This is a genomic window from Pseudomonas cedrina subsp. cedrina (assembly GCF_001983175.1).
GTDB lineage: Bacteria > Pseudomonadota > Gammaproteobacteria > Pseudomonadales > Pseudomonadaceae > Aquipseudomonas > Aquipseudomonas cedrina.
This window is the reverse complement of the sequence record NZ_MNPW01000008.1, coordinates 132,885-156,279: the sequence shown is the minus strand read 5'-3', so window position 1 is coordinate 156,279 and position 23,395 is coordinate 132,885. Positions and strand designations below refer to the sequence as shown.

The 23,395-nt window shown below is 62.4% G+C and carries 22 protein-coding genes; 12 read left to right on the top strand and 10 right to left on the bottom strand.

Translation table 11 applies throughout. From position 1 onward, the window contains the following. Positions 1-34 precede the first annotated feature (34 nt). Positions 35-931 carry a drug/metabolite exporter YedA gene (yedA, locus tag BLL36_RS18035; protein ID WP_076952696.1) on the bottom strand — a complete coding sequence of 299 codons (897 nt, stop codon included), beginning with the start codon at positions 929-931 and terminating at the stop codon, positions 35-37. Between the two features lie 160 nt (positions 932-1,091). Here yedA and BLL36_RS18030 point away from each other — a divergent pair, with 160 nt between their 5' ends. Next, on the top strand, positions 1,092-1,553 hold the full coding sequence (locus tag BLL36_RS18030) for an Lrp/AsnC family transcriptional regulator (protein WP_076952877.1): 462 nt from the start codon (positions 1,092-1,094) through the stop codon (positions 1,551-1,553). A gap of 630 nt (positions 1,554-2,183) precedes the next feature. Then, the gene (locus BLL36_RS18025) at positions 2,184-2,480 is read left to right on the top strand and encodes a DUF6124 family protein (RefSeq protein ID WP_076952695.1); all 297 of its coding nucleotides are present in this window, start codon (positions 2,184-2,186) and stop codon (positions 2,478-2,480) included. A 140-nt stretch (positions 2,481-2,620) separates the two neighbouring features. On the opposite strand, the gene BLL36_RS18020 is transcribed toward BLL36_RS18025, so the two are convergent. The 3 genes from BLL36_RS18020 to BLL36_RS18010 all read right to left on the bottom strand — a co-directional run bounded on the left by BLL36_RS18020 (position 2,621) and on the right by BLL36_RS18010 (position 4,599). Next, the gene (locus BLL36_RS18020; protein ID WP_076952694.1) at positions 2,621-3,232 is read right to left on the bottom strand and encodes a 3'-5' exonuclease; all 612 of its coding nucleotides are present in this window, start codon (positions 3,230-3,232) and stop codon (positions 2,621-2,623) included. Positions 3,233-3,257: 25 nt separating this feature from the next. After that, complete coding sequence (locus BLL36_RS18015; protein WP_025858209.1) at positions 3,258-3,734, bottom strand: LabA-like NYN domain-containing protein; 477 nt, start codon at positions 3,732-3,734, stop codon at positions 3,258-3,260. A 118-nt stretch (positions 3,735-3,852) separates the two neighbouring features. Beyond that, complete coding sequence (locus tag BLL36_RS18010) at positions 3,853-4,599, bottom strand: DUF2076 domain-containing protein (protein ID WP_076952693.1); 747 nt, start codon at positions 4,597-4,599, stop codon at positions 3,853-3,855. Between the two features lie 176 nt (positions 4,600-4,775). Between BLL36_RS18010 and BLL36_RS18005 the strand changes: the two genes are divergently transcribed. Together BLL36_RS18005 and BLL36_RS18000 are read left to right on the top strand one after the other, a co-directional pair. Continuing rightward, the gene (locus tag BLL36_RS18005; RefSeq protein WP_076952876.1) at positions 4,776-5,435 is read left to right on the top strand and encodes a YciC family protein; all 660 of its coding nucleotides are present in this window, start codon (positions 4,776-4,778) and stop codon (positions 5,433-5,435) included. Between the two features lie 40 nt (positions 5,436-5,475). Then, positions 5,476-6,564, top strand: coding sequence for an endonuclease/exonuclease/phosphatase family protein (locus BLL36_RS18000; protein WP_076952692.1), 1,089 nt, complete (start codon positions 5,476-5,478; stop codon positions 6,562-6,564). Between the two features lie 122 nt (positions 6,565-6,686). On the opposite strand, the gene hrpB is transcribed toward BLL36_RS18000, so the two are convergent. Continuing rightward, entirely contained in the window at positions 6,687-9,194 is a 2,508-nt protein-coding gene (gene hrpB / locus BLL36_RS17995) for an ATP-dependent helicase HrpB (RefSeq protein ID WP_076952691.1), read from the bottom strand. Between the two features lie 165 nt (positions 9,195-9,359). Between hrpB and BLL36_RS17990 the strand changes: the two genes are divergently transcribed. After that, the gene (locus BLL36_RS17990) at positions 9,360-9,779 is read left to right on the top strand and encodes a polyribonucleotide nucleotidyltransferase (protein WP_076952690.1); all 420 of its coding nucleotides are present in this window, start codon (positions 9,360-9,362) and stop codon (positions 9,777-9,779) included. 9 nt (positions 9,780-9,788) lie between these two features. Next, the gene (locus tag BLL36_RS17985; protein WP_076952689.1) at positions 9,789-10,682 is read left to right on the top strand and encodes a cation diffusion facilitator family transporter; all 894 of its coding nucleotides are present in this window, start codon (positions 9,789-9,791) and stop codon (positions 10,680-10,682) included. Here the strand turns inward: BLL36_RS17985 and BLL36_RS17980 are convergent. After that, positions 10,679-11,713, bottom strand: a complete 1,035-nt coding sequence (locus BLL36_RS17980; protein ID WP_076952688.1) for a DUF6515 family protein — start codon at positions 11,711-11,713, stop codon at positions 10,679-10,681. The genes BLL36_RS17985 and BLL36_RS17980 overlap by 4 nt on opposite strands. A gap of 397 nt (positions 11,714-12,110) precedes the next feature. On the opposite strand from BLL36_RS17980, the gene BLL36_RS17975 reads away from it, so the two are divergent. Beyond that, a complete protein-coding gene (locus BLL36_RS17975) occupies positions 12,111-12,590 on the top strand; it encodes an Lrp/AsnC family transcriptional regulator (RefSeq protein ID WP_003194418.1) in 480 nt (159 codons plus the stop codon). A 195-nt stretch (positions 12,591-12,785) separates the two neighbouring features. Then, positions 12,786-12,995 (top strand): DUF2788 domain-containing protein, encoded by a 210-nt coding sequence (locus BLL36_RS17970; RefSeq protein WP_065891203.1) that lies wholly within the window; start codon positions 12,786-12,788, stop codon positions 12,993-12,995. Here BLL36_RS17970 and BLL36_RS17965 read toward each other — a convergent pair. The 4 genes from BLL36_RS17965 to BLL36_RS17950 all read right to left on the bottom strand — a co-directional run bounded on the left by BLL36_RS17965 (position 12,990) and on the right by BLL36_RS17950 (position 19,583). After that, a complete protein-coding gene (locus tag BLL36_RS17965) occupies positions 12,990-13,625 on the bottom strand; it encodes a pseudouridine synthase (RefSeq protein ID WP_076952875.1) in 636 nt (211 codons plus the stop codon). The two genes, BLL36_RS17970 and BLL36_RS17965, sit on opposite strands and share 6 nt — an antisense overlap. A 70-nt stretch (positions 13,626-13,695) precedes the next feature. After that, positions 13,696-15,168 (bottom strand): AMP nucleosidase, encoded by a 1,473-nt coding sequence (gene amn, locus BLL36_RS17960; RefSeq protein WP_162232034.1) that lies wholly within the window; start codon positions 15,166-15,168, stop codon positions 13,696-13,698. Positions 15,169-15,349: 181 nt separating this feature from the next. Next, the gene (locus BLL36_RS17955) at positions 15,350-17,002 is read right to left on the bottom strand and encodes an acyl-CoA dehydrogenase family protein (RefSeq protein ID WP_076952687.1); all 1,653 of its coding nucleotides are present in this window, start codon (positions 17,000-17,002) and stop codon (positions 15,350-15,352) included. Between the two features lie 190 nt (positions 17,003-17,192). After that, positions 17,193-19,583 (bottom strand): hybrid sensor histidine kinase/response regulator, encoded by a 2,391-nt coding sequence (locus BLL36_RS17950; protein ID WP_076952686.1) that lies wholly within the window; start codon positions 19,581-19,583, stop codon positions 17,193-17,195. Between the two features lie 287 nt (positions 19,584-19,870). Between BLL36_RS17950 and BLL36_RS17945 the strand changes: the two genes are divergently transcribed. From BLL36_RS17945 to BLL36_RS17930, 4 genes are all read left to right on the top strand, one after another. Continuing rightward, positions 19,871-20,668 carry a hydroxymethylpyrimidine/phosphomethylpyrimidine kinase gene (locus tag BLL36_RS17945; protein ID WP_076952685.1) on the top strand — a complete coding sequence of 266 codons (798 nt, stop codon included), beginning with the start codon at positions 19,871-19,873 and terminating at the stop codon, positions 20,666-20,668. An 18-nt stretch (positions 20,669-20,686) separates the two neighbouring features. Beyond that, a complete protein-coding gene (thiE, locus tag BLL36_RS17940; RefSeq protein WP_076952684.1) occupies positions 20,687-21,310 on the top strand; it encodes a thiamine phosphate synthase in 624 nt (207 codons plus the stop codon). 16 nt (positions 21,311-21,326) lie between these two features. Then, on the top strand, positions 21,327-22,610 hold the full coding sequence (hemL, locus tag BLL36_RS17935; RefSeq protein WP_076952683.1) for a glutamate-1-semialdehyde 2,1-aminomutase: 1,284 nt from the start codon (positions 21,327-21,329) through the stop codon (positions 22,608-22,610). Positions 22,611-22,834: 224 nt separating this feature from the next. Then, a complete protein-coding gene (locus tag BLL36_RS17930) occupies positions 22,835-23,389 on the top strand; it encodes a tetratricopeptide repeat protein (protein WP_076952682.1) in 555 nt (184 codons plus the stop codon). The last annotated feature ends 6 nt before the right edge of the window (positions 23,390-23,395 follow it).

Below are 23,395 nucleotides of genomic sequence, written 5' to 3'. Positions count from 1 at the left end.
AAAAGTTCAGCGCACGTCGCAATTGCGCGGCAGTTTACCTTATTTCCGGTTTTGGCTTTCGCCATTGGGGCAGGCTGATCAACAGCACGGCGCTGATGATCACCAGCATGGCCAAGGCTTCTTCCAACCCAATGGTCTCGCCGACGAACACAATCCCCAGCAACACCGCCACCGCCGGGTTGACGTAGGCATAACTGGTCGCCGCCGCCGGGCGTACGTGCTTGAGCAGGTACATGTAGGCATTGAACGCAATGATCGATCCGAACACCGTCAGGTAGGCCAGGGCCAGCCAGCCTTCCAGCGGCGGCATGGCCTGCAGGCGCTCGCCGGACGCCACGCTGCCAATCAACAGCGCCACACCGGCCACCAGCATTTCCGCCGCGCTGGCCATGGCACCCTGGGGCAGCGGCAAGTGCCGGCTCCACACCGAGCCGAACGCCCAGGATGCCGCCGCGAACAACAGCAACGCCGCGCCCATCGGGCTCGATTGCAGGGTGCTGCCCATGTTGAGCATGGCGATGCCGATAATCCCCAGGATCACCCCGGCCCATTCCAGGCGCGTATTGCGCGCGCCCCAGAAATACCCGCACAACAAGGTAAACAGCGGCACCGTCGCCACCGCCAGCGCTGCCACGCCGGACGACACGCCCGTGTGTTCCGCCACGCTCACGCCGCCATTGCCGAAGGTGAGCAGCAAAATACCGATCATCCCGGCGGCCTTCCATTGCGACCAGGTCGGCGCCGGCACCCCGCGCCACCTGAGGTAGCCGTACATCAACGCGCCTGCCGTGCAAAACCGAATCCCCGCCAGCAACAGCGGCGGCCAGTACTCCACGCCGATACGAATCACCAGGTAGGTGGACCCCCAGATCACATACAAGGCAAAAAAGGCGGCGATCAACGGTAAGGGAAAGCGACGTGGGCCAGGCATTGGGTGGCTCTTTGGCAGTAGATGGGAGGCTTATTCTAGAAACGAAGGCGAATAAACATAAGTTACAAAACCTGTTTAAACCGCCCATACACTTTTCAAAGCATGGTTGTGAAGGCTATAAACCATGCTTTCGAAAGCCACGCGTAACCTGAGCCTTATCATGGACAAATATGACCGCATGCTCCTCAGCGCCCTGCTCGAAGACGGCCGCGCTTCCTACGCGCAACTGGCCCGCATGGTAAACCTCTCCGCCCCCGCCGTGGCCGAACGCGTGGCCAAGCTGGAGGCCAGCGGCGTGATCACCGGGTATCAGGCCAAGGTGGACCTGTCCAAGGTGGGTTTGCCGATTCAGTGTGTGATCGAACTGAGGTTGACCAATCATGGCAGCCAGAAGGTATACGACGCCCTGGCCGAGATTCCCGAACTGACCGAATGCCACCGGGTGACGGGAGATCCGTGCGTGATTATGCAAGCGGCGGTGGGCTCGATGCCGGAGTTGGAAGACTTGATCAATCGGATCGCGAAGTTCGGGTTCAGCAAGACCTCGATCATCTTGTCGAGTGCGATAGAGCGGCGGGTGCCGTTGGGGCAGTTGGAGGGGAATGGGAAAAGTGCAGGCTGATCTACCGCTATCGCAGCATAGGTATCTACACATTTTTGTAGTGAGCGGGCTTGTCCCGCGCTGGGCTGCGAAGCGGCCCCAAACCAGGCGAATTGGGTTTGTCTGAAACTGCACGGTGTCTTTATTGGGGCGGCTTCGCCACCCAGCGCGGGACAAGCCCGCTCACTACAGGGAGATTTGTCAGCCTTTGAACGTTGTGTAGATACCTATGGCCATCGCAGGCAAGCCAGCTCCCACAGTAGACCGAGTTGCCTGGGCTGAATGCGATCACCTGTGGGAGCTGGCTTGCCTGCGATGGCGTCAGTGGCCTCACCGAAGCTCTAAGCGCTGAACGTTCGCTTTCATTTGCGGGAAGTTTCCGAGAGAATCCCACGGCCTTGTTTCCGTCGGATTGGGTAGCTAGTCTCGCTGCGTCATCGAATGTTCGGTGACCGGACGTGCAAGTCCGATGGCAAGCAAGATCACAAATAAACCTACAGACAATAAGCCTGTTATGGCGGCTGTGCGTGGGAGGCCTTCGGGCCTGCCGGGTTTGGATCCTTGCCCCGGTCTTGCACACCTACGCACAGTTGCCACCCTAACTCGCGTGCAAGCGAACGGTGTCGACTTCTTCCAGCAAGGAGTTTCACCATGGTCAAAGTCACCCCCGATCCACCCCGTTTCCTCAGCGAAGACGCCCTGCTCAATCGCCGAGCCATTGACTACTACCTCAAAGCGTCCGCCCCGGATGCGCCCACCTTTATTCTGAACGACAACCTGAGCTTTGAAGACGCCCTCGCCCATGCGGCGGATCTGCTGCATTGCGCAGTCGAGACGGCGCATTCATCCGCTGAAGCGATGAACGTGCAGCAGCGGGCGGTGATGCATTTGGTGGAGATGGCGAAGGGGGTGGTGGATCGGGCGCTGGAGTGTGTGCAGCCTCAATAGGCACCGCATAACCCATGTGGGAGTCGGGCTTGCCCGCGATAGCGGAGGGTCAGGCGAAAAATGGCTGACTGATACACCGCTATCGCAGGCAAGCCAGCTCCCACAGTTGGATCTTCGGTGTTCCTGAGGTTGTGGCTGGCTCAGAACCCGCGATGTTTCTTCAGGTGCTCATTGATCTTCGCCGCCGGCACTTTCTGCAAGGTGCACAGCAAATCGTGGGACAACTCGCGCAGGCCATGCTTCTGGCGTAACTCATTGGCCAGGTGCGCGGTCAGGTTCGCCGCCATCTCCGCATCCGCCAACGCCCGGTGAGCCTTGCCGGTGTGGGGCAGTTGCGCGAACGTGTTCAGCGTGCCGAGCTTGTGGTTCGGCGCCGAAGGCATCAACCGACGAGCTAGCAACAAAGAGCAGGCGAACTTCTGCAAACGAGTGCGGCGGATCAAGCCCAGCTCAAAGTCCCAGAACTTCTGGTCGAACGCAGCGTTGTGCGCCATCAAGGGCGTGGTGCCGACGAATTCATTGACTTCGTTCATCACCCGCTCGGCCGGCGGCGCGTTGCGCAGCATGGCGTTGCTGATGCCGGTGAGTTGCTCGATGAAACCGGGGACGCGCACGCCGGCATTCATCAGGCTCTGGTAGCGGTCGACGATTTGCCCACGCTCAAGGATGACCACGCCGATTTCCGTGGCCCGGCAGTGGCTGCTCGGGGTGATACCGGTGGTTTCAAAGTCGATGACCGCTATACGTTCCAAACCTGTTTCAACTCCGTTTAAGCATTTATTTGAGCAACAACGCGCCTTCGATCGGCACGTAGCGGCTGGCAGCGCGTATCAGCGAGTTGGCCGTCAGCCCCGGTACTCCGTAGGCCACGGCTTCGACGCCGTGCTTGTGGATAACGCGATCGAGCAGCATGTCGAAGTCGCCGTCGCCGGAGGCCAATACGATTTCGTCGACGTGGTCGGCGGCATCCATGATGTCGAGGGTGATGCCCACGTCCCAGTCGCCCTTGGCCGAGCCGTCGCTGCGCTGGATGTACGGCTTGAGTTTTACCGTGAAGCCCAGGTTGCGCAGGATCTGCTGGAATTGCTGCTGCTTGCTGTCGCCACGGTCGATGGCATACGCGTATGCCTCGACGATTTGCCCGCGCGCGCTGATATCAGCCCACAGGGCGGCGTAGTTGAAGTGGCAGCCATAGGCCTGGCGAACGGTGTAGTAGAGGTTTTGCACATCGGCGAACACTGCAATTTTCTTCACCGCACTTCCCCATGACAGCCAGGCGCCAGGGCCCGGAAAGGGTGCAAGTATGCCAGCCACGAGGATGTTTCCGGGAAAAAATCAGACCGGGGCGACGTTGCGCCCCGATCCGGGAGGGTCAGACGAAGGAATCATCGTCGCCGAAAGAGGAGGAGTCGTCGGAATAATCGCTGTCCGCGAAGCTGTCCGAGTTGTTGCTGCCCCAGCTGTCATTGCCCCCGGCAAACTTCTGGTCATCATTGCCCCAGCCGCCTGTGTCGCTGGCCGGTGCCGGTTGCTCGATGATTTCCTCCACCACCTGCGGCTGCTGGTTGTGGTGGAACAAACTGCTGATACCTTCGGCCAGCAAAACACCACCGGCCACGCCGGCAGCGGTTTTCATCGCGCCGCCGAGGAAGCCGCCGCCCATTGGCGCTGCGGCGGCAGCTTGTTGTGGCGGCTGTTGATAGTTCTGCTGCGGCGCAGGCTGGCCAAACGCAGGCCGCGCCGGTTCACGCCAGCCACTGTTCGACGATGCCGGTGCGTTTTGGGCCGGTTGCGGTTCACGCGAACCGCCACCTCCAAAGATGCTCGACAAGAAGCCACCGCCACCCGAAGCGGCAGGCTGCGTGGCTTTGGCCCGTTGCAGCTCATCCTGCAATTGCTGGATCTGCTGCGCCTGTTGCTTGTTCTGCGCGTCGAGACTTTTGAGCGCGTGTTCCTGCACCAGAATCGACTGGGTCATGTAGTACCCGGCGGCCGGTTGGCGAGTCATGTGCTCCTTGATCCGCGCTTCGGCCTGGGCGTCGCGGGGAGCTGAGTCCGTTTCGGCTTGTTGCAACCGTGAAAACAGTCCATCGATCAGGGTTTGCTCTTCGCTGTTCATGGCGACCTCGTTAGATTGCCGTTGGAAATCGTGGTTTCGCCTGGTATCAGGCGCCGTTCCAGTTATGGGGGTGTTACGAGTTGTTTCAATGGTCTTTACTCAAGGTTTACGTTTGCTCACCGCCGGTGCTGATCGGTTAAAGTGTTGTCCTTGCTCTCAGGCCTGCGATGAACTTGATGAATCCGTTAGACGTATTGCGTGACTCCTTGCGTTTCACTCGGCACAACCTGGGCGCCATCGTCCAGTTGTGTTTGCCGTTGGTGATCTTCGAAGCCCTGCTGCAACAGGTGCTCAACCACGTCGTCGGCCCGGATGCGTTTGCCGGATACAGCGTGGTGGTGGGGTTGCTGGTGTACCCGCTGTACACCGGTGCCCTGATCCTGTTTCTCGACGCCCGCACCCGTGGCGAGTCGCCGCGCACCCAGGACGTGTGGGCCAGGGCCCTGACCCTGTGGCCGCGCTTCGCCCTGCTGACGGCCATGAGCACGCTGCTGATTCTGCTGGGGCTGTCGCTGTATTTCCTGCCGGGCCTGTGGCTGATGGTGGTGCTGGCCTTCGCCGAGTACCTGTTGGTACTGCGCGGGATGCCGGCACTGGAGGCGATGAAGGAAAGCTTTCGCCTGACCCGTGGGCATTTCTGGCGGATCCTGGTGTGCCTGCTGTGCGTGATGACGCCGCTGTGGTTGCTCAAGGGCGCCAGCGTGGCGGCGTATCCGACGCCTGCGCCGCTGGTCGGGTTGTTGCTCGACAGCGCTCACAGCTTTTTGCAACTGTTTACCAGCGTGGTGCTGTTCCGTTTATTCATGTTGATCGGTGGCGATGCCGACGCGCGGTGATATGCTCCGCTCCATTCCTGAAACGCCATAAGCCGAGCCGATGACCCGTTTATTGCGCATCACCTTGCTGGGCCTGTTGATCATCGCAGGCCTGCTCGCAACCCTGATTTATAGCGCGACCTGGCGCCCCGAGGCCAAGGAAACCCTGCCGGTGAGCTGCGTCGCGCCCCGTGCGCCGACGCTGTTGCCGGGCCAGGCGCTCAAGGTCATGACCTGGAACGTGCAATACCTGGCCGGCAAGAACTATGTGTTCTGGTATGACACCGCCGACGGCAGCGGCCCCGACGACCGCCCCACGGTCGAAGACATGGCCGCCAGCCTCGACGAAGTGGCGCGGGTGATTCGCGACGAACAACCGGACATCCTGCTGCTGCAGGAACTCGACGAAAACGCCAAGCCCTCCCACTACCAGGACCAACTCGCCCTGCTGCAGGAACGCCTGGTCGATCTTTACCCGTGCAGCGCACAAGCCTTCGACTGGAAAGCCGACTTCGTGCCAGACCTGCACATTTTCGGCAGCGTCGGCCGCAAACTGGCGACCCTGAGCCGCTACCAGATCGAACACGCCGAACGCCTGCAATTGCCGGCGCCCGAGGCGAACATCCTGAGCCGTCAGTTCCAACCCAAGCCGGCCTTGCTGTTGACCTACCTGCCACTGAGCGACGGCGGCCAACTGGCGGTGCTTAACACGCGCCTGGACGGCGATGCCCCTGGGCGCAACGCGGTACAGGAGCAGGTCAAAACCACGGTAAAGCTGTTGGATAAATTCGAAAGCCGTGGCACGCCCTGGCTGATCGGCGGGGATTTCAACCTGCTGCCCCTGGGCCAATTCCTGCGCCTGGACGCCGGCAAACGCGGGCAGTATTCACCGGACAGCGAACTGCATTTGCTCTGGGACAAATACCCGATGATCCCGAGCAACAGCCAATCCAGCGGGATTGACCGTGAAAAATGGCTGACCCACTTCCCCAACGACCCAAGCCTTGATGGCCCGGATCGCACCCTGGATTACCTGTTCTACAGCCCGCGGATCAAACGCGTGGAAGCGAAGGTGCGGCAGGAAGATACGCTGCGCATCTCAAATCATCTGCCGGTGATTGCGCGGTTCCTGCTCCCCGCCGCGCAATAAGCCACACCACAAAACCCATGTGGGAGCTGGCTTGCCTGCGATGCAGACGACGCGGTTTGTCAGTAACACCGCAGCGATATCATCGCAGGCAAGCCAGCTCCCACATTTGACCTCTGTCGCGGCTACTTGCGGGGTTTGATCCGCGCAGTGGGCTCGGCGATCAACGGATCATCCGGCCAGTAATGCTTGGGGTACCGCCCCTTCAAATCCTTCTTCACCTCGGCGTAGGTACTGCGCCAGAAGTTCGCCAGATCCTGCGTGACCTGCACCGGCCGCCGTGCCGGGGACAGCAGGTGCAGCTTGACCACCTGACGCCCGCCCGCGATGCGTGGCGTATCCGCCAGCCCGAACAGCTCCTGCAAACGCACCGCCAGGATCGGCGGCTGTTCGCTGTAGTCCAGGCGCACCGACGAGCCAGACGGCACTTTCACATGCTGCGGCGCCAGTTCGTCGAGGCGCTGGGGCAGCGGCCAGGGCAGCAGGTTGTGCAGGAAGCTGGAGATATCCAAATTGGCGAAATGACTCAGGCGCGAGACTTTGCCCAGGTAGGGCATCAACCAGTGTTCGAGGCTGGCGAGCAAGGCGCTGTCGCTGACGTCGGGCCATTCGCTGGCTTTGCCGGCGTCGAGATGGCGCAACAGCAGGACGCGGGCCTGCCACTGGCGCAGCTCGGGGGTCCACGGCAGCAGCTCCAGGCCTTTGCGGCGCACCAGGTTGACCAGCGCCTGGCTGCGGGCGGATTCGTCGAGGCCAGTCAGCGGTTCGCGGCTGAGCACCAGTTCGCCGACTTTGCGCTGGCGCTCGGCACGCAGCACGCCTTCGCGCTCGTCCCAATCCAACTGGTCGACAGTGCGCACTTGTTCGGCGAGTACCGTATCGAACAATGCCGGATCAAACTCGGCCGCCAGGTAGATGCGTTCTTCGCGCTGGCCCTGGCGGCTGCCGAGGTCGGCGATGACCAACCAGGGTTGCTTCATCAGGCTGTCCGCCTCGGCGAACAGCGCGGCGCGGCCGTTGGCCAGGCGGTATTCGGCGCCATCGGGGCGGCGTTGCTGGGCGACGCGGTCCGGGTACGCCAGGGCAAGCAAAGCGCCGAGCCAGCGCGGGTGGTCGGGGTCGCCAACCGGTTGCGTGGCCTGGCCTCTCAGGTAGCCGCGATATTGCCGGGCCAGCTGCTTGGCGCGCTGTACGCCGCCTTGCGTACCGCGCGCACGTTCTTCGCCGGACAGCAGCGCCAGGCGACTGTGCAAGTCCGCACCGCCGCCACGCAGGATATCGCGCTCACCCAAGAGCGCGGCGACCTCGCACGCCATCGCCGCCAACCCCAGGTCCTGCCCGCGCAACAACAAATGGGCGATGCGCGGATGGGCCGGCAACTCGGCCATCTTCTGCCCATGGGCGGTCAGCTTGTCTTCCTTCAAAGCGCCCAGGCGCACCAGCAAATCCTCGGCCTGGGCATATGCAGCGGCCGGCGGCAGATCCAGCCATACCAGCTGCGCGGGCGTGACGCCCCAGCGCGCCAACTGCAAGGCCAGGCCGGCTAGATCTGCCGCGAGAATTTCGGCACTGCCATAAGCGGCCAGGCCTTCGTGCTGGTCTTCGGACCACAAGCGATAGCACACGCCCGGCTCCAGGCGCCCTGCCCGGCCGGCGCGCTGGGTGGCGCTGGCGCGGGAAATGCGCTGGGTATCGAGGCGGGTCATGCCGCTGCCCGGGTCGAAACGCGGCACACGGGCCAGCCCGGCGTCGATCACCACGCGCACGCCGTTGATGGTCAGGCTGGTCTCGGCGATGTTGGTGGCCAGCACCACTTTGCGCTTGCCGGCGGGCGCGGGGTCGATGGCGGCGCGTTGGGCATTGAGGTCCAGTTCGCCATGCAGCGGGCAAAGGAGCAGATCCGGGCGGTTACCCAGAGCGTCGGCCAGTTGCTGATTGACCCGGCGAATTTCCGCCTGGCCCGGTAGGAAAACCAGCACGCTACCGGTTTCATCATGCAGCGCTTCAAGGATGGTCTGCACCACCCGCGGCTCGATAAATTCCCCAGCCTGGTACGGCCGCCCCCAGCGCATCCGCACCGGGAACATGCGCCCTTCGCTGCGCAGGATCGGCGCGTTGTCCAGCAAACCGGAGAGGCGCTCGCCTTCCAGGGTGGCGGACATCAGCAGGATTTTCAGCGGCTGCTCATCACGAAACAGATCGCGACCGTTCAGGCTCAGGGCCAGCGCCAGGTCGGCATCGAGGCTGCGTTCGTGGTACTCGTCAAAGATCAGCAGCCCCACGCCGTCCAGCGCCGGGTCATCCTGCAGGCGGCGGGTGAGAATGCCTTCGGTGACCACTTCGATGCGGGTGTTGGGGCCCACTTTGCTGTCGAGGCGAATGCGATAGCCGACGGTTTCACCGACCTTTTCGCCCAATTCGCTGGCCAATCGCTCCGCTGCGGCGCGGGCGGCCAGGCGCCGGGGTTCGAGCATCAGGATGGTCTGCCCGGCCAGCCAGGGCTCGTTCAATAAAGCCAAGGGCACGCGGGTGGTTTTACCGGCGCCGGGCGGCGCTTCCAGCACGGCTTCATGGCGGTTGGCCAAAGCGTCACGCAGGGCGGGTAAAACTTCATCAATCGGCAACGAATTCATACTGGCTCCAAAGCAGAGCGGCGAGTATAACGGCGAACTGCCGGATGCCGATGATGGTCTGTATAGCACCACCGGCATGGGCTGTGAATGCGGTCCAATGTGGGAACAGCGTCGCCTGGTAGATCTGGCTTATAGTCACCTTTCAAACGAGTTCAGGAGAATTTTATGCGTATCGCTTCCCGTGTCATCGGCGGTGTCCTCGCCCTCACCCTGCTGAGCCAACTCACCGCCTGCGGCTCGATCTTCTACCCCGACCGCCGCGGCCAGATCGACGGCAAGATCGACCCGGCTATCGCTGCGCTCGACGCCATCGGCCTGCTCTTCTACGTAATCCCCGGCCTGATCGCCTTTGGCGTGGACTTCGCCACCGGCGCCATTTACTTCGAACCGGGCAAGACCGCCCTGGTCGCCCCGGAAAAACTCCACGAAGCCATTGGCGCCGACGGCAAGGTCGACAACGCCAAGCTGCAAAGCATCATCCAGAAAGAAACCGGCCGTACCTTGCCGCTGGACGATCCGCGCATGATCCAGTTCAAGGGCAGCGTGCAGCAACTCGCGGCCCTGGGCCTGCAGCCCGCCGCCTAAGGACCGTTTATGACCAGCAGTGCCGAACACGCCAGGCTCTTGCGCCTGGCCACCCGCGCGTCGGTGGGCGTGGCCTGTGTGCTGATTGTCACCAAGGCCATCGCCTGGTGGTTCAGCGGCTCGGTGAGCATGCTCGCCGGGCTGACCGACTCACTGCTGGACGGCGTGACCTCGCTACTTAACCTGGTGGCCGTGCATTACGCGCTGCGCCCGGCCGATGACGATCACCGCTATGGGCATGGCAAAGCGGAGTCGCTGTCGGGCATGGCCCAGGCGCTGTTTATCGGCGGCAGCGCGGTACTGATCGCGTTCCAGGCCTACGGGCGCCTGCAACACCCGGAACCGGTGGGCGCGCCGTGGTTGAGCATCGGGGTGATCGTCTTCTCCCTGGTGCTGACCGTGGCGTTGTTGATGCTGCAACACCGGGTGGTCCGTGAAACCGGCTCCAACGCCGTGCGCGCCGACTCGCTGCACTACCGTTCGGACCTGATGCTCAACGGCAGCATTCTGGTGGCACTGATCCTGGCCGGCGTTGGCTACCATCGGGTGGACGCCTGGTTCGGCCTGGGCATCGCCGCCTACATCTTATGGAGCGCGATTCAGATTGCCCGCGAAAGCTTTGCGGTGCTGATGGATGAGGAACTGCCGCCGGATGTGAGCCAGCACATGCTGGAACTGGCCCGTGGCGTACCGGGGGTATTGGGTGCCCATGACTTGCGCACGCGCGTGTCGGGCAACCATTGGTTTGTGCAGTTGCACCTGGAGCTGCCGGGGGAATTGACGCTGTCCGTCGCCCACGGCATCAGCGACAGAGCCGCCGATGCCATCCACCAAGCCTACCCGCGCGCCGAAGTGCTGGTGCACGCCGACCCACGGGAAGTGGTCACGGGCAATAAGGCCTAGTACTGCACCTGATAGCCGCGGCTGCTCAGGCAATTGCCTTGGGCCTGGCGGTAGGTGCGCACCACGGCCGGGTCGGGGGCGTAGGTGACTTGCTGGGGGTCGAAGCCGCTTTGCTGCACCGCCCAGCGATAACAGTCATTGCCGTCCTGCTGCACCTGGGCCGGTGACTGGCCGTTGGCGGGGTACGCCACCACGTCATAACCGTTGCCCTGCGGCGCGGGCGGCGGCGTGGGCACAGCCGCCGGTGGTTGCACCACCACGTACTGCTGGGTGCTTTCTTCGTAGGCGTAGTAAGCGCCGGCGGCGAGGAACAACAGCGAACCGCCCACCCATACTTCTCGGGCATAGTCCGGCAAGTAATGCACGCGGATGCCATACGGCGGAGCGACCACGACGTAGCGCGGGCCTTGCGGGCGATACCAGTAGCCGCCCGAGAAAAAGTAATCCTGGCCACGATAGGGCACACGGTAATTACGCTCCGGGAAGCGGTCGACGATATAGCCGGGGCGATACTGCGGGCCCGGGCCCCAGCCATTGCCGTGGCCGTCGGGACGGCCTGGCCAGCGGTTATCGTTGGGATGGCCGTTGTAGCCGGGGCGCGAACCGGGGCCACCCGCCTCCCAGTGTCGGTTGTCGTCGTTGCGCCGGGGAATGTCGCGGTAGTAGCCCTGGCGCGGTTCCTGGGTCTGACGCACGGTATCGGGCCGGCCCTGGATCGGCAGGTTGTTCGCCGGCTGGGGCTGCGGCGCCGGCCGAGGCTGCTCATTGTTTAGCGGACGGCTTTGCCATTGGCCGCCGCCGTCAGGGCCGCCACGTTCAAAATGCTGATTCTGCGGGCGTGGCTGATTGTTCTCAGGGCGCGGCGGATTACTTTCCGGCCGCCCGCCTTCAGGACCACGCTCATGCTGCCCACCTCCGCCCTGCGGCCGCTGCCCCTGATTCGGTGAGTTATCGCGCTCGTCGGCCACTACTTGCGTGCCGACACTGACCACCAGCAAACCAACACCTGCCATACGCCAGATGCGCTTCATGCTATTCCTCACTGCGGATTAGGGCCTGTCCATAAGACTGGAAAAGCGAGGCCCGGTTCTGGCACAGGTTATCAGTAGGCAAAAGAAAAGGGGCGACCCGTCGGCCACCCCTTGAGAACTTCGTCCTGGCTCAACGCTTTTGGCGTTGGCTCACCTCACGCCGTCTTGTGGACAGTGTGCAGCCTGGAGGCCGGCTCAACCCTGCTGGGGTGGCGGCCGCAGCGCACCTGATTGGGCGGGCTGCTGTGGACTGTTGTCCAGGCGGTGATTCTGTTGATAACGATACCCGCCCGCGCCCGACAGATGATTGCGAAGATTGCGTCAATAAACAGTGCTTGCGCAATTTTTAACCCTTCATGGATAATTCACCGCAATAGTTACGACAAAGGTTAACCCGATGAGCAAGCTTGACCGATACGACCTGAGTATTCTGGCGGAATTGCAGCGTGACGCGAGGATCTCCAACCAGGAGTTGGCCGAGCGAATCGGCCTGTCGCCTTCGCCGTGCTCGCGCCGGGTCAAGCAGTTGGAAGACGACGGCTACATCGCCCGCCAGGTCGCGTTGCTCGACCGCAAGATGCTCGGCCTGAGCCTCACGGCCTATGTGCTGATCGGCATGGACCGCCACACCCCCGAGCGTTTCGAGAATTTCGAAGCGGCGATCCGCACCCTGCCACAGGTATTGGAGTGCAGCCTGGTGACGGGGATGGATGCCGACTACCAGTTGAAAGTGGTGGTGCCGGACATGGACCACTACCAGAAACTGCTGCTGGGGCATTTGACCCGCATTGAAGGCGTGACCAGTGTGCGTTCCAGTTTTGTGCTGAACCAGGTATTGAATAGCACCGAACTGCCACTGACCCACCTGCGTACTTAAAGGCAGCGAAGTTCAAATGTGGGAGCTGGCTTGCCTGCGATGGCGGTCTGTCAGTCACAGTGAGGCTGACTGGTCCACCGCTATCGCAGGCAAGCCAGCTCCCACATTGACCGCGACCGACTCAGGTCAATATTGCGCCTGTGACCCTGCCCTATACTGCCCGCCTGCCCTGTCGGAAAAGTCCCTATGAACAACATCGACCCCGTCCTGTTTGAAGAATGGATGATGACCGGCCTGGTCACCCTCCTGATCATTTTCATGGGCTTTATCGTCTGGGACCTGGCGAAGAAGTCCAAGGCAGGGCGCTTTGGCTCGTTTATCCTGTTCTTCGTGCTGGGGCTGGGCGTGGCCGCGTTCATCATCAAGAGCGTGGTGATCGGCCTGATCGAGTCCGGCGCCTTATAAACGCGCCGGTACTTCCCGCCACTGGCCTTGATCCAGGCCGTCGAGGGTCCAATCGCCAATTCGCACACGCACCAGCCGCAACGTGGGCAAGCCCACGGCCGCCGTCATGCGGCGTACCTGACGGTTGCGCCCTTCCCGAATCACCAGCTCCAACCAATGGGTGGGCACGCTTTTGCGAAAGCGTACCGGCGGGTTGCGTGGCCATAACTCAGGTTCATCCAACGGCCGGGCTTCGGCGGGCAAGGTTTTACCGTCGTTGAGCTCCACGCCGTCGCGCAGGCGTTGCAGCTGTTCTTCGCTGGGCTCGCCTTCGACTTGCACCCAATAGGTTTTCGCCAGCTTGTGCCTGGGGTCGGCAATGCGCGCCTGTAACTGGCCATCGTTGGTCAGCAGTAACAGGCCTTCGCTGTCACGGTCCAGGCGGCCGGCCGGGTAGATGCCGGGAATATCGATAAAGTCTTTGAGAGTCGCGCGCCCGCCTTCGTCGCTGAACTGGGTCAGTACGTCGAACGGCTTGTTGAACAGGATCAACTTCGGCTCGGCCGGCGGCGCCTTGGCGACGCGGCGCGCAGCGGAATACGGAGGTTTCGCGCCAGGGCGGCGCGAATCGGGACGGGTGGGACGGGACATGGCAAGGAACATCTAACGGTCAGGACCGACAATGCTAGTGGCCTGACCGTTAAATGACCATCCCCAGCGCTTAGCGGAACGGCGGCTCGTCGAAGCTGCGCAGTTTGCGCGAGTGCAGCGAGTTGAGTTCGGTGCGCAGCAGGTCGACCGCCTCGATGCCGATCTTCAGGTGCTGGCTGACCGCACGCTCATAAAACGCGTTGGCCGAACCCGGCAGCTTGATCTCGCTGTGCAGCGGTTTGTCCGATACGCACAGCAACGTGCCGTACGGCACCCGCAAACGATAACCCTGGGCGGCGATGGTGCCGCTTTCCATGTCCACCGCCACGGCGCGGGACAGGTTGATCAACGGTCGTTCCTGGGCCCAGCGCAGTTCCCAGTTGCGGTCGTCATAGGTCAGGACGGTGCCGGTGCGCAGGCGTTTTTTCAGCTCTTCGCCTTTTTCGCCAGTCACGTTGGCGGCCGCTTGCTGCAAGGCCATCTGTACTTCGGCCAGGGCCGGAATCGGGATGTTCGGCGGTACCACGCGGTCCAGAATCCCGTCGCGACGCATGTAGGCGTGAGCCAGTACGTAATCGCCGATGGTCTGAGATTGGCGCAGGCCGCCACAATGGCCGATCATCAGCCAGCAATGCGGACGCAGCACGGCCAGGTGGTCGGTGATGTTCTTGGCATTGGACGGGCCGACGCCGATGTTCACCAGCGTCACGCCGTGACCGTCGGTGGCTTGCAGGTGGTAGGCCGGCATCTGGTAGCGGTGCCAGACCACGCCGGCGGCAATCGCCGACGCTTCGCCATGGTCCATGCTCTTGTCGATGATCACATTGCCCGGTAGCACCATGCGGATAAACCGCGGATCGCTGCGCAGTTGTTCCAGGCCATGCAGGATGAACTGGTCGACATAGCGGTGGTAGTTGGTCAGCAGGATCCATGGCTGCACGTGGCGCCAGTCGCTGCCGGTGTAATGCACCAGGCGGCGCAGGGAAAAGTCCACGCGTGCCGCATCGAACAGCGCCAACGGCAGCGGGTCGGTGTTTTCCCAATCGTACAGGCCATCGGCAATGCCATCGGTGGCGGCCGACAGGTCGGTGCTGGGGAACACGCGGGCCAGGGTCGCGGCGGTCACGCCGGAGCCGGCCAACTCGTCGCCCTGCTCCACTACATACGGATACGGGATGTTCTGTTGGCTGACGCCCACTTCCACCGTCACGGTGAAATCGTGCATCAGCGGCACCAGTTGCTCCAGCAGGTATTTACGGAACGCCGCCGGATGAGTGACGGTAACGCTGTAGGTTCCCGGCAACTGGACCTTGGCATACGCCCGGGTGGTCTGTGGGACTTCGCCGTGGCAGTGGTAGGTCAGGCGCAGTTCCGGGTAGCGAAACAGCGCGCGTTGTTCGGCGTCGGGCTCTACGCGGTCCTTGAGGTATTGCTTGAGGGCTTGATTGAGCGCGCCGGTAGCGCGCTCATGCAGGGCCGCCAGCCGATCCACGGCTTCTTCGGCGGTTTGAACGACAACAAAAGCTTCGGTCACGGTAAGCATCCTGTGTACTGAGTTGCAGGTCTTTATCTTGCCTGTATCCCAGGCTCACTTAAACAAAGGAATTGGAATGCTACCAATGTGGGAGCTGGCTTGCCTGCGATGGCTGTGTGCCAGCCAACAACTATATAACTGTCCCACCGCTATCGCAGGCAAGCCAGCTCCCACAATTGACCGTGTTTATTCAGATAAATTGAGGGGTTGCGCGGGCGACAAGCGCTTCCACATCCACGCCACGCGGCAAGGCGCCGTAGACCCGACCGGACGACTCCCCCAACCGGCCGGCAATAAACCCATCGCTGACCGCCGCATGCCCCGCCTCCAGCAACAATTTGGCCTGCAACGCCACGGCAATATCCTCGGTGAGCTGTCGCGCGCGGTACTGGATGTCCTGGGTGTCCATGAATGCCGACTTCAGCTGTTCAATCCGCCGCGCCAGTTGCTTGTCCCCATGGCCGTCCCCCAGCTCGACAAACAACGCCTCCAGCACCCCCGGCTCCTTCGACAACGCCCGCAGCACGTCCAGGCATTGTACGTTGCCGGAGCCTTCCCACGTCGAGTTCACCGGTGCCTCGCGGTACAGGCGCGGCAGGATGCTGTCCTCGACATACCCCGCGCCGCCCATGCACTCGGCGGCCTCGTTGATCATCGCCGGGGCGCGCTTGCAGATCCAATATTTGCCCACCGCGGTCACCAGCCGGGCGAACTTGGCTTCCTGCTCATCGCCCAAGTGGTCCAACGCGCGGCCCATGCGCAGGCTCAAGGCCAGGGCGGCTTCGCTTTCCAGCGCCAGGTCAGCCAGCACGTTTTGCATCAGCGGTTGCTCGCTGAGCATGCGGCCGCCCACCGAACGATGGGCACAATGATGGCTGGCCTGGGTCAGCGCCTGGCGCATCAGGGCGCTGGAGCCGACCATGCAATCGAAGCGGGTCATCGCCACCATTTCGATGATGGTCGGCACGCCGCGGCCCTCTTCGCCGATCATCCAGGCCAGGGCGCCGCGAAACTCCACTTCGCTGGAGGCATTGGAGCAGTTGCCGAGCTTGTTTTTGAGACGCTGGATGTAGAACGCGTTGCGTGTGTCGTCCGGGCGGTGCCGGGGCAGCAGGAAACAGGTCAGGCCCTTGTCGGTCTGCGCCAGGGTCAGGAACGCGTCGCACATCGGCGCCGAGCAGAACCATTTATGGCCCACCAGCTCATAGGCCTGGCCCGGGCCGCCGGCGCCCACTGGATAGGCACGGGTGGTGTTGGCGCGCACATCGGTGCCGCCCTGCTTTTCGGTCATAGCCATGCCGATGGTGGCGCCGGCCTTGTGGGCGATGCCGACGTTGCGCGGGTCGTAGTGGGTGCTGAGTATTTTCGGCAGCCAGGTGTCAGCCAACTCCGGCTGCAAACGCAGGGCCGGAACACAGGCGAAGGTCATGGTCAGCGGGCAACCGGTGCCGGCTTCGGCCTGGGTGTGCAGGTACGTCATGGCGGCGCGGGCTACATGGGCGCCGTGCTGCGGATGGGCCCACGGCAGCGACGGCAGGCCGTGCTCGACGGCGGTACGCATCAGCTCGTGATAGGCCGGATGAAACTCCACCAGGTCGATGCGGTGACCATAACGGTCATGGCTGTTGAACACCGGTTTGTTCTGGTTCGCCAGGAACCCGGCCGCCATCAGCGGCCCGCCGGCCAACGCGCCGTAGGCATCGATGCGCGGTTGCGCCCAGCCGGCACCAAAGCGGCGCGACCATTCTTGCAGGGGCACATCGATACGGTACAGGTTGGTGCCGTCCAGGGACGGGGGCTGGTTGGTGACGTCGTGGGTTTCGGCGAACTGATGCAGGTTCATGACGGGCCTCCAGGAAAAAGGCCAATGTCGATCAACGCCTCCTGTAGGAGCGAGCTTGCTCGCGAAGAACGTCAACGATAACGCGTTCATTCTAGATAAACGCGTTGTTCTCAGGTTTTTCGCGAGCAAGCTCGCTCCTACAAGGGCATGCCGAGAGGCCGGTCTTTTCAGTTAAGCACCGTCAACCCGCTTAAAAAAGTGGTAAACCTGCCGAATACGCGGCGCTTTTGCCCTCTGCTGGACACAACAAGCGGCGTTCCAACACCGCTTGCAACGCCTCGAACCGCACCGGCTTGGCCAGGCGATCAGACACGCCCACACCATGGCAACCCTCACGCTCCGACACATTGAGCGAAGTGCTCAAGGCGATCACCGGCAACTCACCACAGCCAGGCAGTGCCCGAATCTGACAGCACAATGAGAACCCGCCTTCGGGAATATCCAGCAGTACCGCGTCAAAATCCCCACCCTGCAAAGCCGCCAACGCGTTCGGAGCCGTGTCGACGGTTTTCACCCGGTAACCCAGCTTGAGCAGCATGCCACGCACCACCCACTGGCCGACGCTGTTGTCATCGACCAACAGCACCGCGCACTCCTGGGGCGAACGTTGCCGCTCTGGCGCAGGCTTCGCTTCGGGCGCAACCGGGCTGAGTGTTACGTCCAGCTGGAAGCGGCTGCCCTTGCTCGGTTCGGAATGATGGGTAAGGCGCCCGCCCAGCAACTCGATCAATTGACGGCAGATCGCCAGCCCGATACCCAGTCCGCCGTACTCGCGCGTCGTCGAGCCATCGAGCTGGAAGAACCGCTGATACAGCGTAGCCTCATCGAGGAAAGCAAAGCCGATACCGGTGTCGGTGACGATAAAGCTTATGTGCAGGGCACCGTCGCTCTGGGGCACGCCGACCACACGCAGGCGCACTGAGCCTTCGTGGGTGAACTTGAAGGCGTTATCGAGCAAGCAGTCCAGGCACTGCAGCAGTTTATCGGCATCGCCCAGCACGCGGTCCGGCAGCTCGTGCGCCACGTCGATGGAAAACGCCAGGCCTTTGCCCTGGGCACTGGCGTTGAACTGCTGGCGCAAGGTGTCGAGCGTGCCGCGCAGGCTGAACACCTGGGGCTGGGCACTCAAGCGTCCAGCCTGCAATTCGGTGAGGGTGAGGATGCCATTGACCATGCGCATCATGTCCCGCGCCGAACCCGCCGCGGTTTGCTGGTAGCTCGCCAGGTCCGCGTCCAGCGGCAGGGTTTGCATCAGTTCAAGGGAACCGATCACGCCGTTCATGGGCGTGCGCAGTTCATGGGTCAGGGTGGCGAGGAATTCATCCTTGAGGCGGTTGCTGCGGGCCAATTGCTGGTTGAGCACTTCGAGCTTCTGGCTGGCGTCGAACAGGATCTGCGCCTGTTGCTCGCGCATGGCGTTGATGCGGTCGGCCAGGGCCAGGGACAACAACGCCACTTCAATCGCCGAGCCGATCTGGCTGGCGTACATGGTCAGGAACACATTGGGCAGGTAGCCCAGCACCATCAGTGTATTCACCACCCCACCCAGCAGGAACGCCGACCAGGCGATGATGAAGTAGCGCGCCACTCGCTGGCCGCAATACCAGGCCTTGATGGCCGCCACAAAGATAGTCACGGTGAACACCAGCGCCAACCCGGTGGCCAGGCGCAGCGCAAGGGCATAGCTGGTCATCAACGACAGCAGCATCACCACGCCACCGCAGGCCACCAGTGTCAGCAACAGGCGGTTGATCCAGCGACTGTGCTGGGCCGTGTGCAGAAAGCTGCGCGCAAACAGGCTGCCGAACAACGCCGACGCACCGATCAGGAACGGCGTCGCGGCATTCGCCCACCAGGGGTTGTTCGGCCAGAAATACTCCACCGCCGCGCCGTTGACCGACAGCTGGTACATGCCGAACGAAGCGATATAGAAGATGTAATAGAGGTAGCTGGTGTCGCGCACGCTGAGGTAGATGAACAGGTTGTAGACCAGCATGCCGAGCAACACGCCATAAATCAGACCCAATACGTACAGGCGCAGCGGTTGCTGCTCCAGGTAGGCGGTGCTGGACCAGAGCGTCAATGGCGCCTGGATCGAGCCTTCGCTTTGCAGACGCAGGTAGACGGTCTTCGCCTCCCCAGGGGCAAAGTCGACCTTGAACAGGTAGTTGTTCTGCCGGATCTCGCGGGCGGAAAACGCCAGCGCATCCCCGGTTCGCCCGGCCAGGCGATAGATACCGGTGCTGTCAGGCAAGTAGAGGTCAAGATGATCGAGCGGCGGGTAGGCCAGTTCCAGCAACCAGGTGCGTTGCGCGTCGGAATGATCGGGCTGGTAGTGCAGATTGACCTTCAGCCAGAACACTGAGCGCGAGTAGCCCGCATTCAGGGTGTCTTTATCGTGGAGTTTGAACTGCACGGCGGCGGAAGGCGCGCTGACATCAGCGATGGTCAAGGCATCGGTCGGGTCTTCGAGCACTTGCATGGCCCGACCCAACGGCAGGCTTCGCGTGTCCTGGGTGAACTCAACGGCGCCGGCGAGCATCGGCAGCCCGCACAACAGTAACATCAGCAAATAGCGCATAGAGCCCCAGCGTGGCCTGTCCGGTTATGTCAAAAAGCCCCCCATCCTTTTGAGAAGACGTACACCGGCAATACAGTTAGTCGTTTGGATCCACTCTAGCATAGCCGCTAAAGGCAATTAGACACCATTGAAATAAAATTTCGAAAGGCTCTAGAACAAGGGTTACAGCGCGTTCTACCGCATCCGGCAAATACTAGCAAACCGCCATAAACCGCGATAAATACGTCTAACATTCAGGCATCGTCGGAAGGCCCCGCCAAAAGCGTTTGGTGGTAAGCTCGCGCACCATGAATATCTACAGCTCTCGCCCCGTTGTCCTCTGTCTCTCCGGCCATGATCCCAGTGGTGGCGCCGGCTTGCAGGCAGATATCGAAGCCCTGCTCGCCCAGGGTTGCCATGCGGCCCCGGCCGTCACCGCCCTGACCGTGCAGAACACCGTCAACGTCAGCGATTTCCGCGTGCTCGACCGCGAGTGGGTACTGGCCCAGGCCAATGCCGTGCTCGGCGATTCCGAGGTGGCGGCGGTCAAGCTGGGCATGCTCGGTTCCACCGCGATGGTCGACACCGTGGTTGAACTGCTGCAGGCGCACCCGCACCTGCCGGTGGTGTGCGACCCGGTACTGCGCGCCGGTGGCGGGGGCAGCCTGGGCAAGGACGAAGTCGGCTTCGCGATGCGCGAGCGGCTGTTGCCGTTGTCGCTGATCGCCACGCCGAACCTGCCCGAAGCGCGCATCCTCGCAGAACTGCCTGAAGGCACGGCGGATGAGTGCGCCGAGAAGCTGTTGCCGTACATCAAGCATCTGCTGATCACTGGCGGCCACGGCGACGAGCACGAAGTGCACAACCGGCTGTACAGTCGCGACGGCACGCGCCAGACCTTTACCTGCCAGCGCCTGCCCGGCAGTTATCACGGTTCGGGCTGCACGTTGGCCAGCGCGTTGGCCGGGCGAATCGCCCAGGGCGAAGGCCTGGTCAGCGCCGTGCAATCGGCGCTCAACTACACTTGGCGCACCCTGCGTGATGCCGAACAACTCGGCCAGGGCCAGTTTGTACCGCGCCGGTTGCCGCTGGATTTCTGTTCGTAACGCCGAGAGGCTCGCCCGATGAAACTACGTGGCCTTTACGCCATTACCGACAGCCAATTATTGGCCGGCAAATTCCTCGCCTACGTCGAAGCGGCGCTGGACGGAGGCGTGACCCTGCTGCAATACCGCGACAAAAGCAGCGACGAAGCCCGGCGCCTGCGTGAAGCGGAAAAACTGCGGGAACTGTGCTCGCGCTACAAGACTCAACTGATCATCAACGATGACGCTGAATTGGCCGCTCGCCTCGGTGTCGGCGTGCACTTGGGCCAGACCGACGGCCCGCTGACCCCGGCCCGTGCGCTGCTCGGCTCCAAGGCGATCATCGGCGCCACCTGCCACAGCCATATCGAACTGGCCGAACAGGCCGCCAAGGAAGGCGCCAGCTACGTCGCCTTCGGCCGCTTTTTCAATTCCAGCACCAAGCCCGGCGCACCGGCCGCCACCGTTGAGATGCTCGCCGACGCGCGCAAGCGTCTGCACCTGCCAATCTGCGTGATCGGCGGTGTCACCTTGGAGAACGCCGAACCCCTGGTGGGCCACGGTGCCGACCTGCTGGCGGTGGTGCACGGCCTGTTCGGTGCCGACAGCACCCAGGAAGTCACGCGTCGCGCCCGTGCGTTCAACGCCCTTTTCAAGATTTGATTTCAGAGAGCCCATCATGTCCCGTTCCGAAACCCTGTTTGCCAATGCCCAGAAACACATCCCCGGCGGTGTGAACTCCCCCGTGCGTGCGTTCAAGAGCGTGGGCGGCACGCCGTTGTTCTTCAAGCATGCCGAAGGCGCCTACGTCACCGACGAAGATGACAAACGCTACGTCGACTATGTGGGCTCCTGGGGCCCGATGATCCTCGGCCACAGCCACCCGGACGTGCTGGACGCTGTGCGTCAGCAACTGCAACACGGCCTTTCCTACGGCGCGCCGACCGCCATGGAAACCGAGATGGCTGACCTGGTGTGCAGCATTGTGCCGTCGATGGAAATGGTGCGCATGGTCAGCTCCGGCACCGAGGCCACCATGAGCGCAATCCGCCTGGCCCGTGGTTTCACCGGCCGCGACAGCATTATCAAGTTCGAAGGCTGCTACCACGGCCACTCCGACAGCCTGTTGGTAAAAGCCGGCTCCGGTGCGCTGACCCAAGGCGTACCAAGCTCGGCCGGTGTGCCGGCGGCGTTTGCCAAACACACCTTGACCCTGCCGTTCAACGACATCGGCGCCGTCGAGCAGATGCTCAGTGAGGTGGGCCAGGACGTGGCGTGCATCATCGTCGAACCGGTGGCTGGTAACATGAACTGCGTACCGCCGGCGCCAGGCTTCCTCGAAGGGCTGCGCGAGCAGTGCGACAAGCACGGCGTGGTGCTGATTTTCGACGAAGTGATGACCGGTTTCCGCGTCGCCCTTGGCGGCGCCCAGGCCCACTACGGTGTGACGCCGGACCTGAGCACTTTCGGCAAGATCATCGGCGGCGGCATGCCGGTGGGCTGCTTCGGCGGCAAACGCGAAATCATGCAGCACATCGCGCCGCTGGGCCCGGTGTATCAAGCGGGCACCTTATCGGGTAACCCGCTGGCGATGGCCGCCGGCCTGACCACCCTGCGCCTGATCAGCCGCCCAGGCTTCCACGCCGAATTGACCGACTACACCACTCGCCTGCTCGATGGCCTGCAACTGCGCGCCGATGCGGCCGGTATCCCCTTTGTTACCACCCAGGCGGGCGGCATGTTCGGCCTGTACTTCAGCGGCGCCGACGATATCGTCACCTTCGATGACGTGATGGGCAGCGATGCCGATCTGTTCAAGCGCTTCTTCCACCTTATGCTTGAAGGCGGCGTGTACTTGGCGCCGAGCGCTTTCGAAGCCGGCTTCACCTCGATCGCCCATGGCGACGCCGAGCTGAAACTGACCCTCGACGCAGCCGAGCGGGCCTTCGCTGCACTGAAGTAATCGGCAGCCACCATCAGGCACCGCGCAAACGGTGCCTGATTGCTACTTTACTGACAGATATTTCCGACTTTTTTCGAGAAATTACCTGCAATCCGGCAGATAACTTGCCCAACCAGCAGAAAAACGAGTAAAGACTTTGTAAGCAGAGGCCTGCTTATTTCATAATGCGCGCTTATTGGACCCCCCGAGGGTCCGCGCGCCCCGTCAGAGGTAAGTCGATTCCCATGAAACGCACCGGCCGCACCCTGGTTCTGGGCTGCCTGTTGCTCCTTCAGCCGCTGCTGGCGCATGCACAAGCAGGCGGCAACTCGTTGTTAATCCCAGCGATGGGTCGCTGCACCCTCAATACCCAGCCAGACAGCCAGGCCGAAGCCCTGAGCGCGTGCCAAAAACAGGCCGACGGCGGCGATGCGCAGGCGCAATACGAGTTGGGCGAGTACTTCCACGACAGCAAAAACCCGGCACGTGACCTCAACAAGGCCTTGAGCTACTTCGAGAAAGCTTCGCTGCAGGGTCATGCCCAAGCGCAGTTTCAGTTGGGCAGCATGTTTTTCAAAGGCGAAGGCGTACCGGCCAACAACGTGCAGGCGTACATCGTGTTGAAAATGGCTGCGGTCAACGGCGCCGAAGACGCGCTGGACACGGCTGATGAAGTGGCCGAGCACATGCAGCGCGATGAGCTGGAAGTGGCGACGCAGGTGCTGGGGCAGATTTTCCGCAATTATTTGCAGGAATTGCAGAGTGCGGATGGGCGTTCGCCCTTTTCACCCTTGCCCTGATTTCAG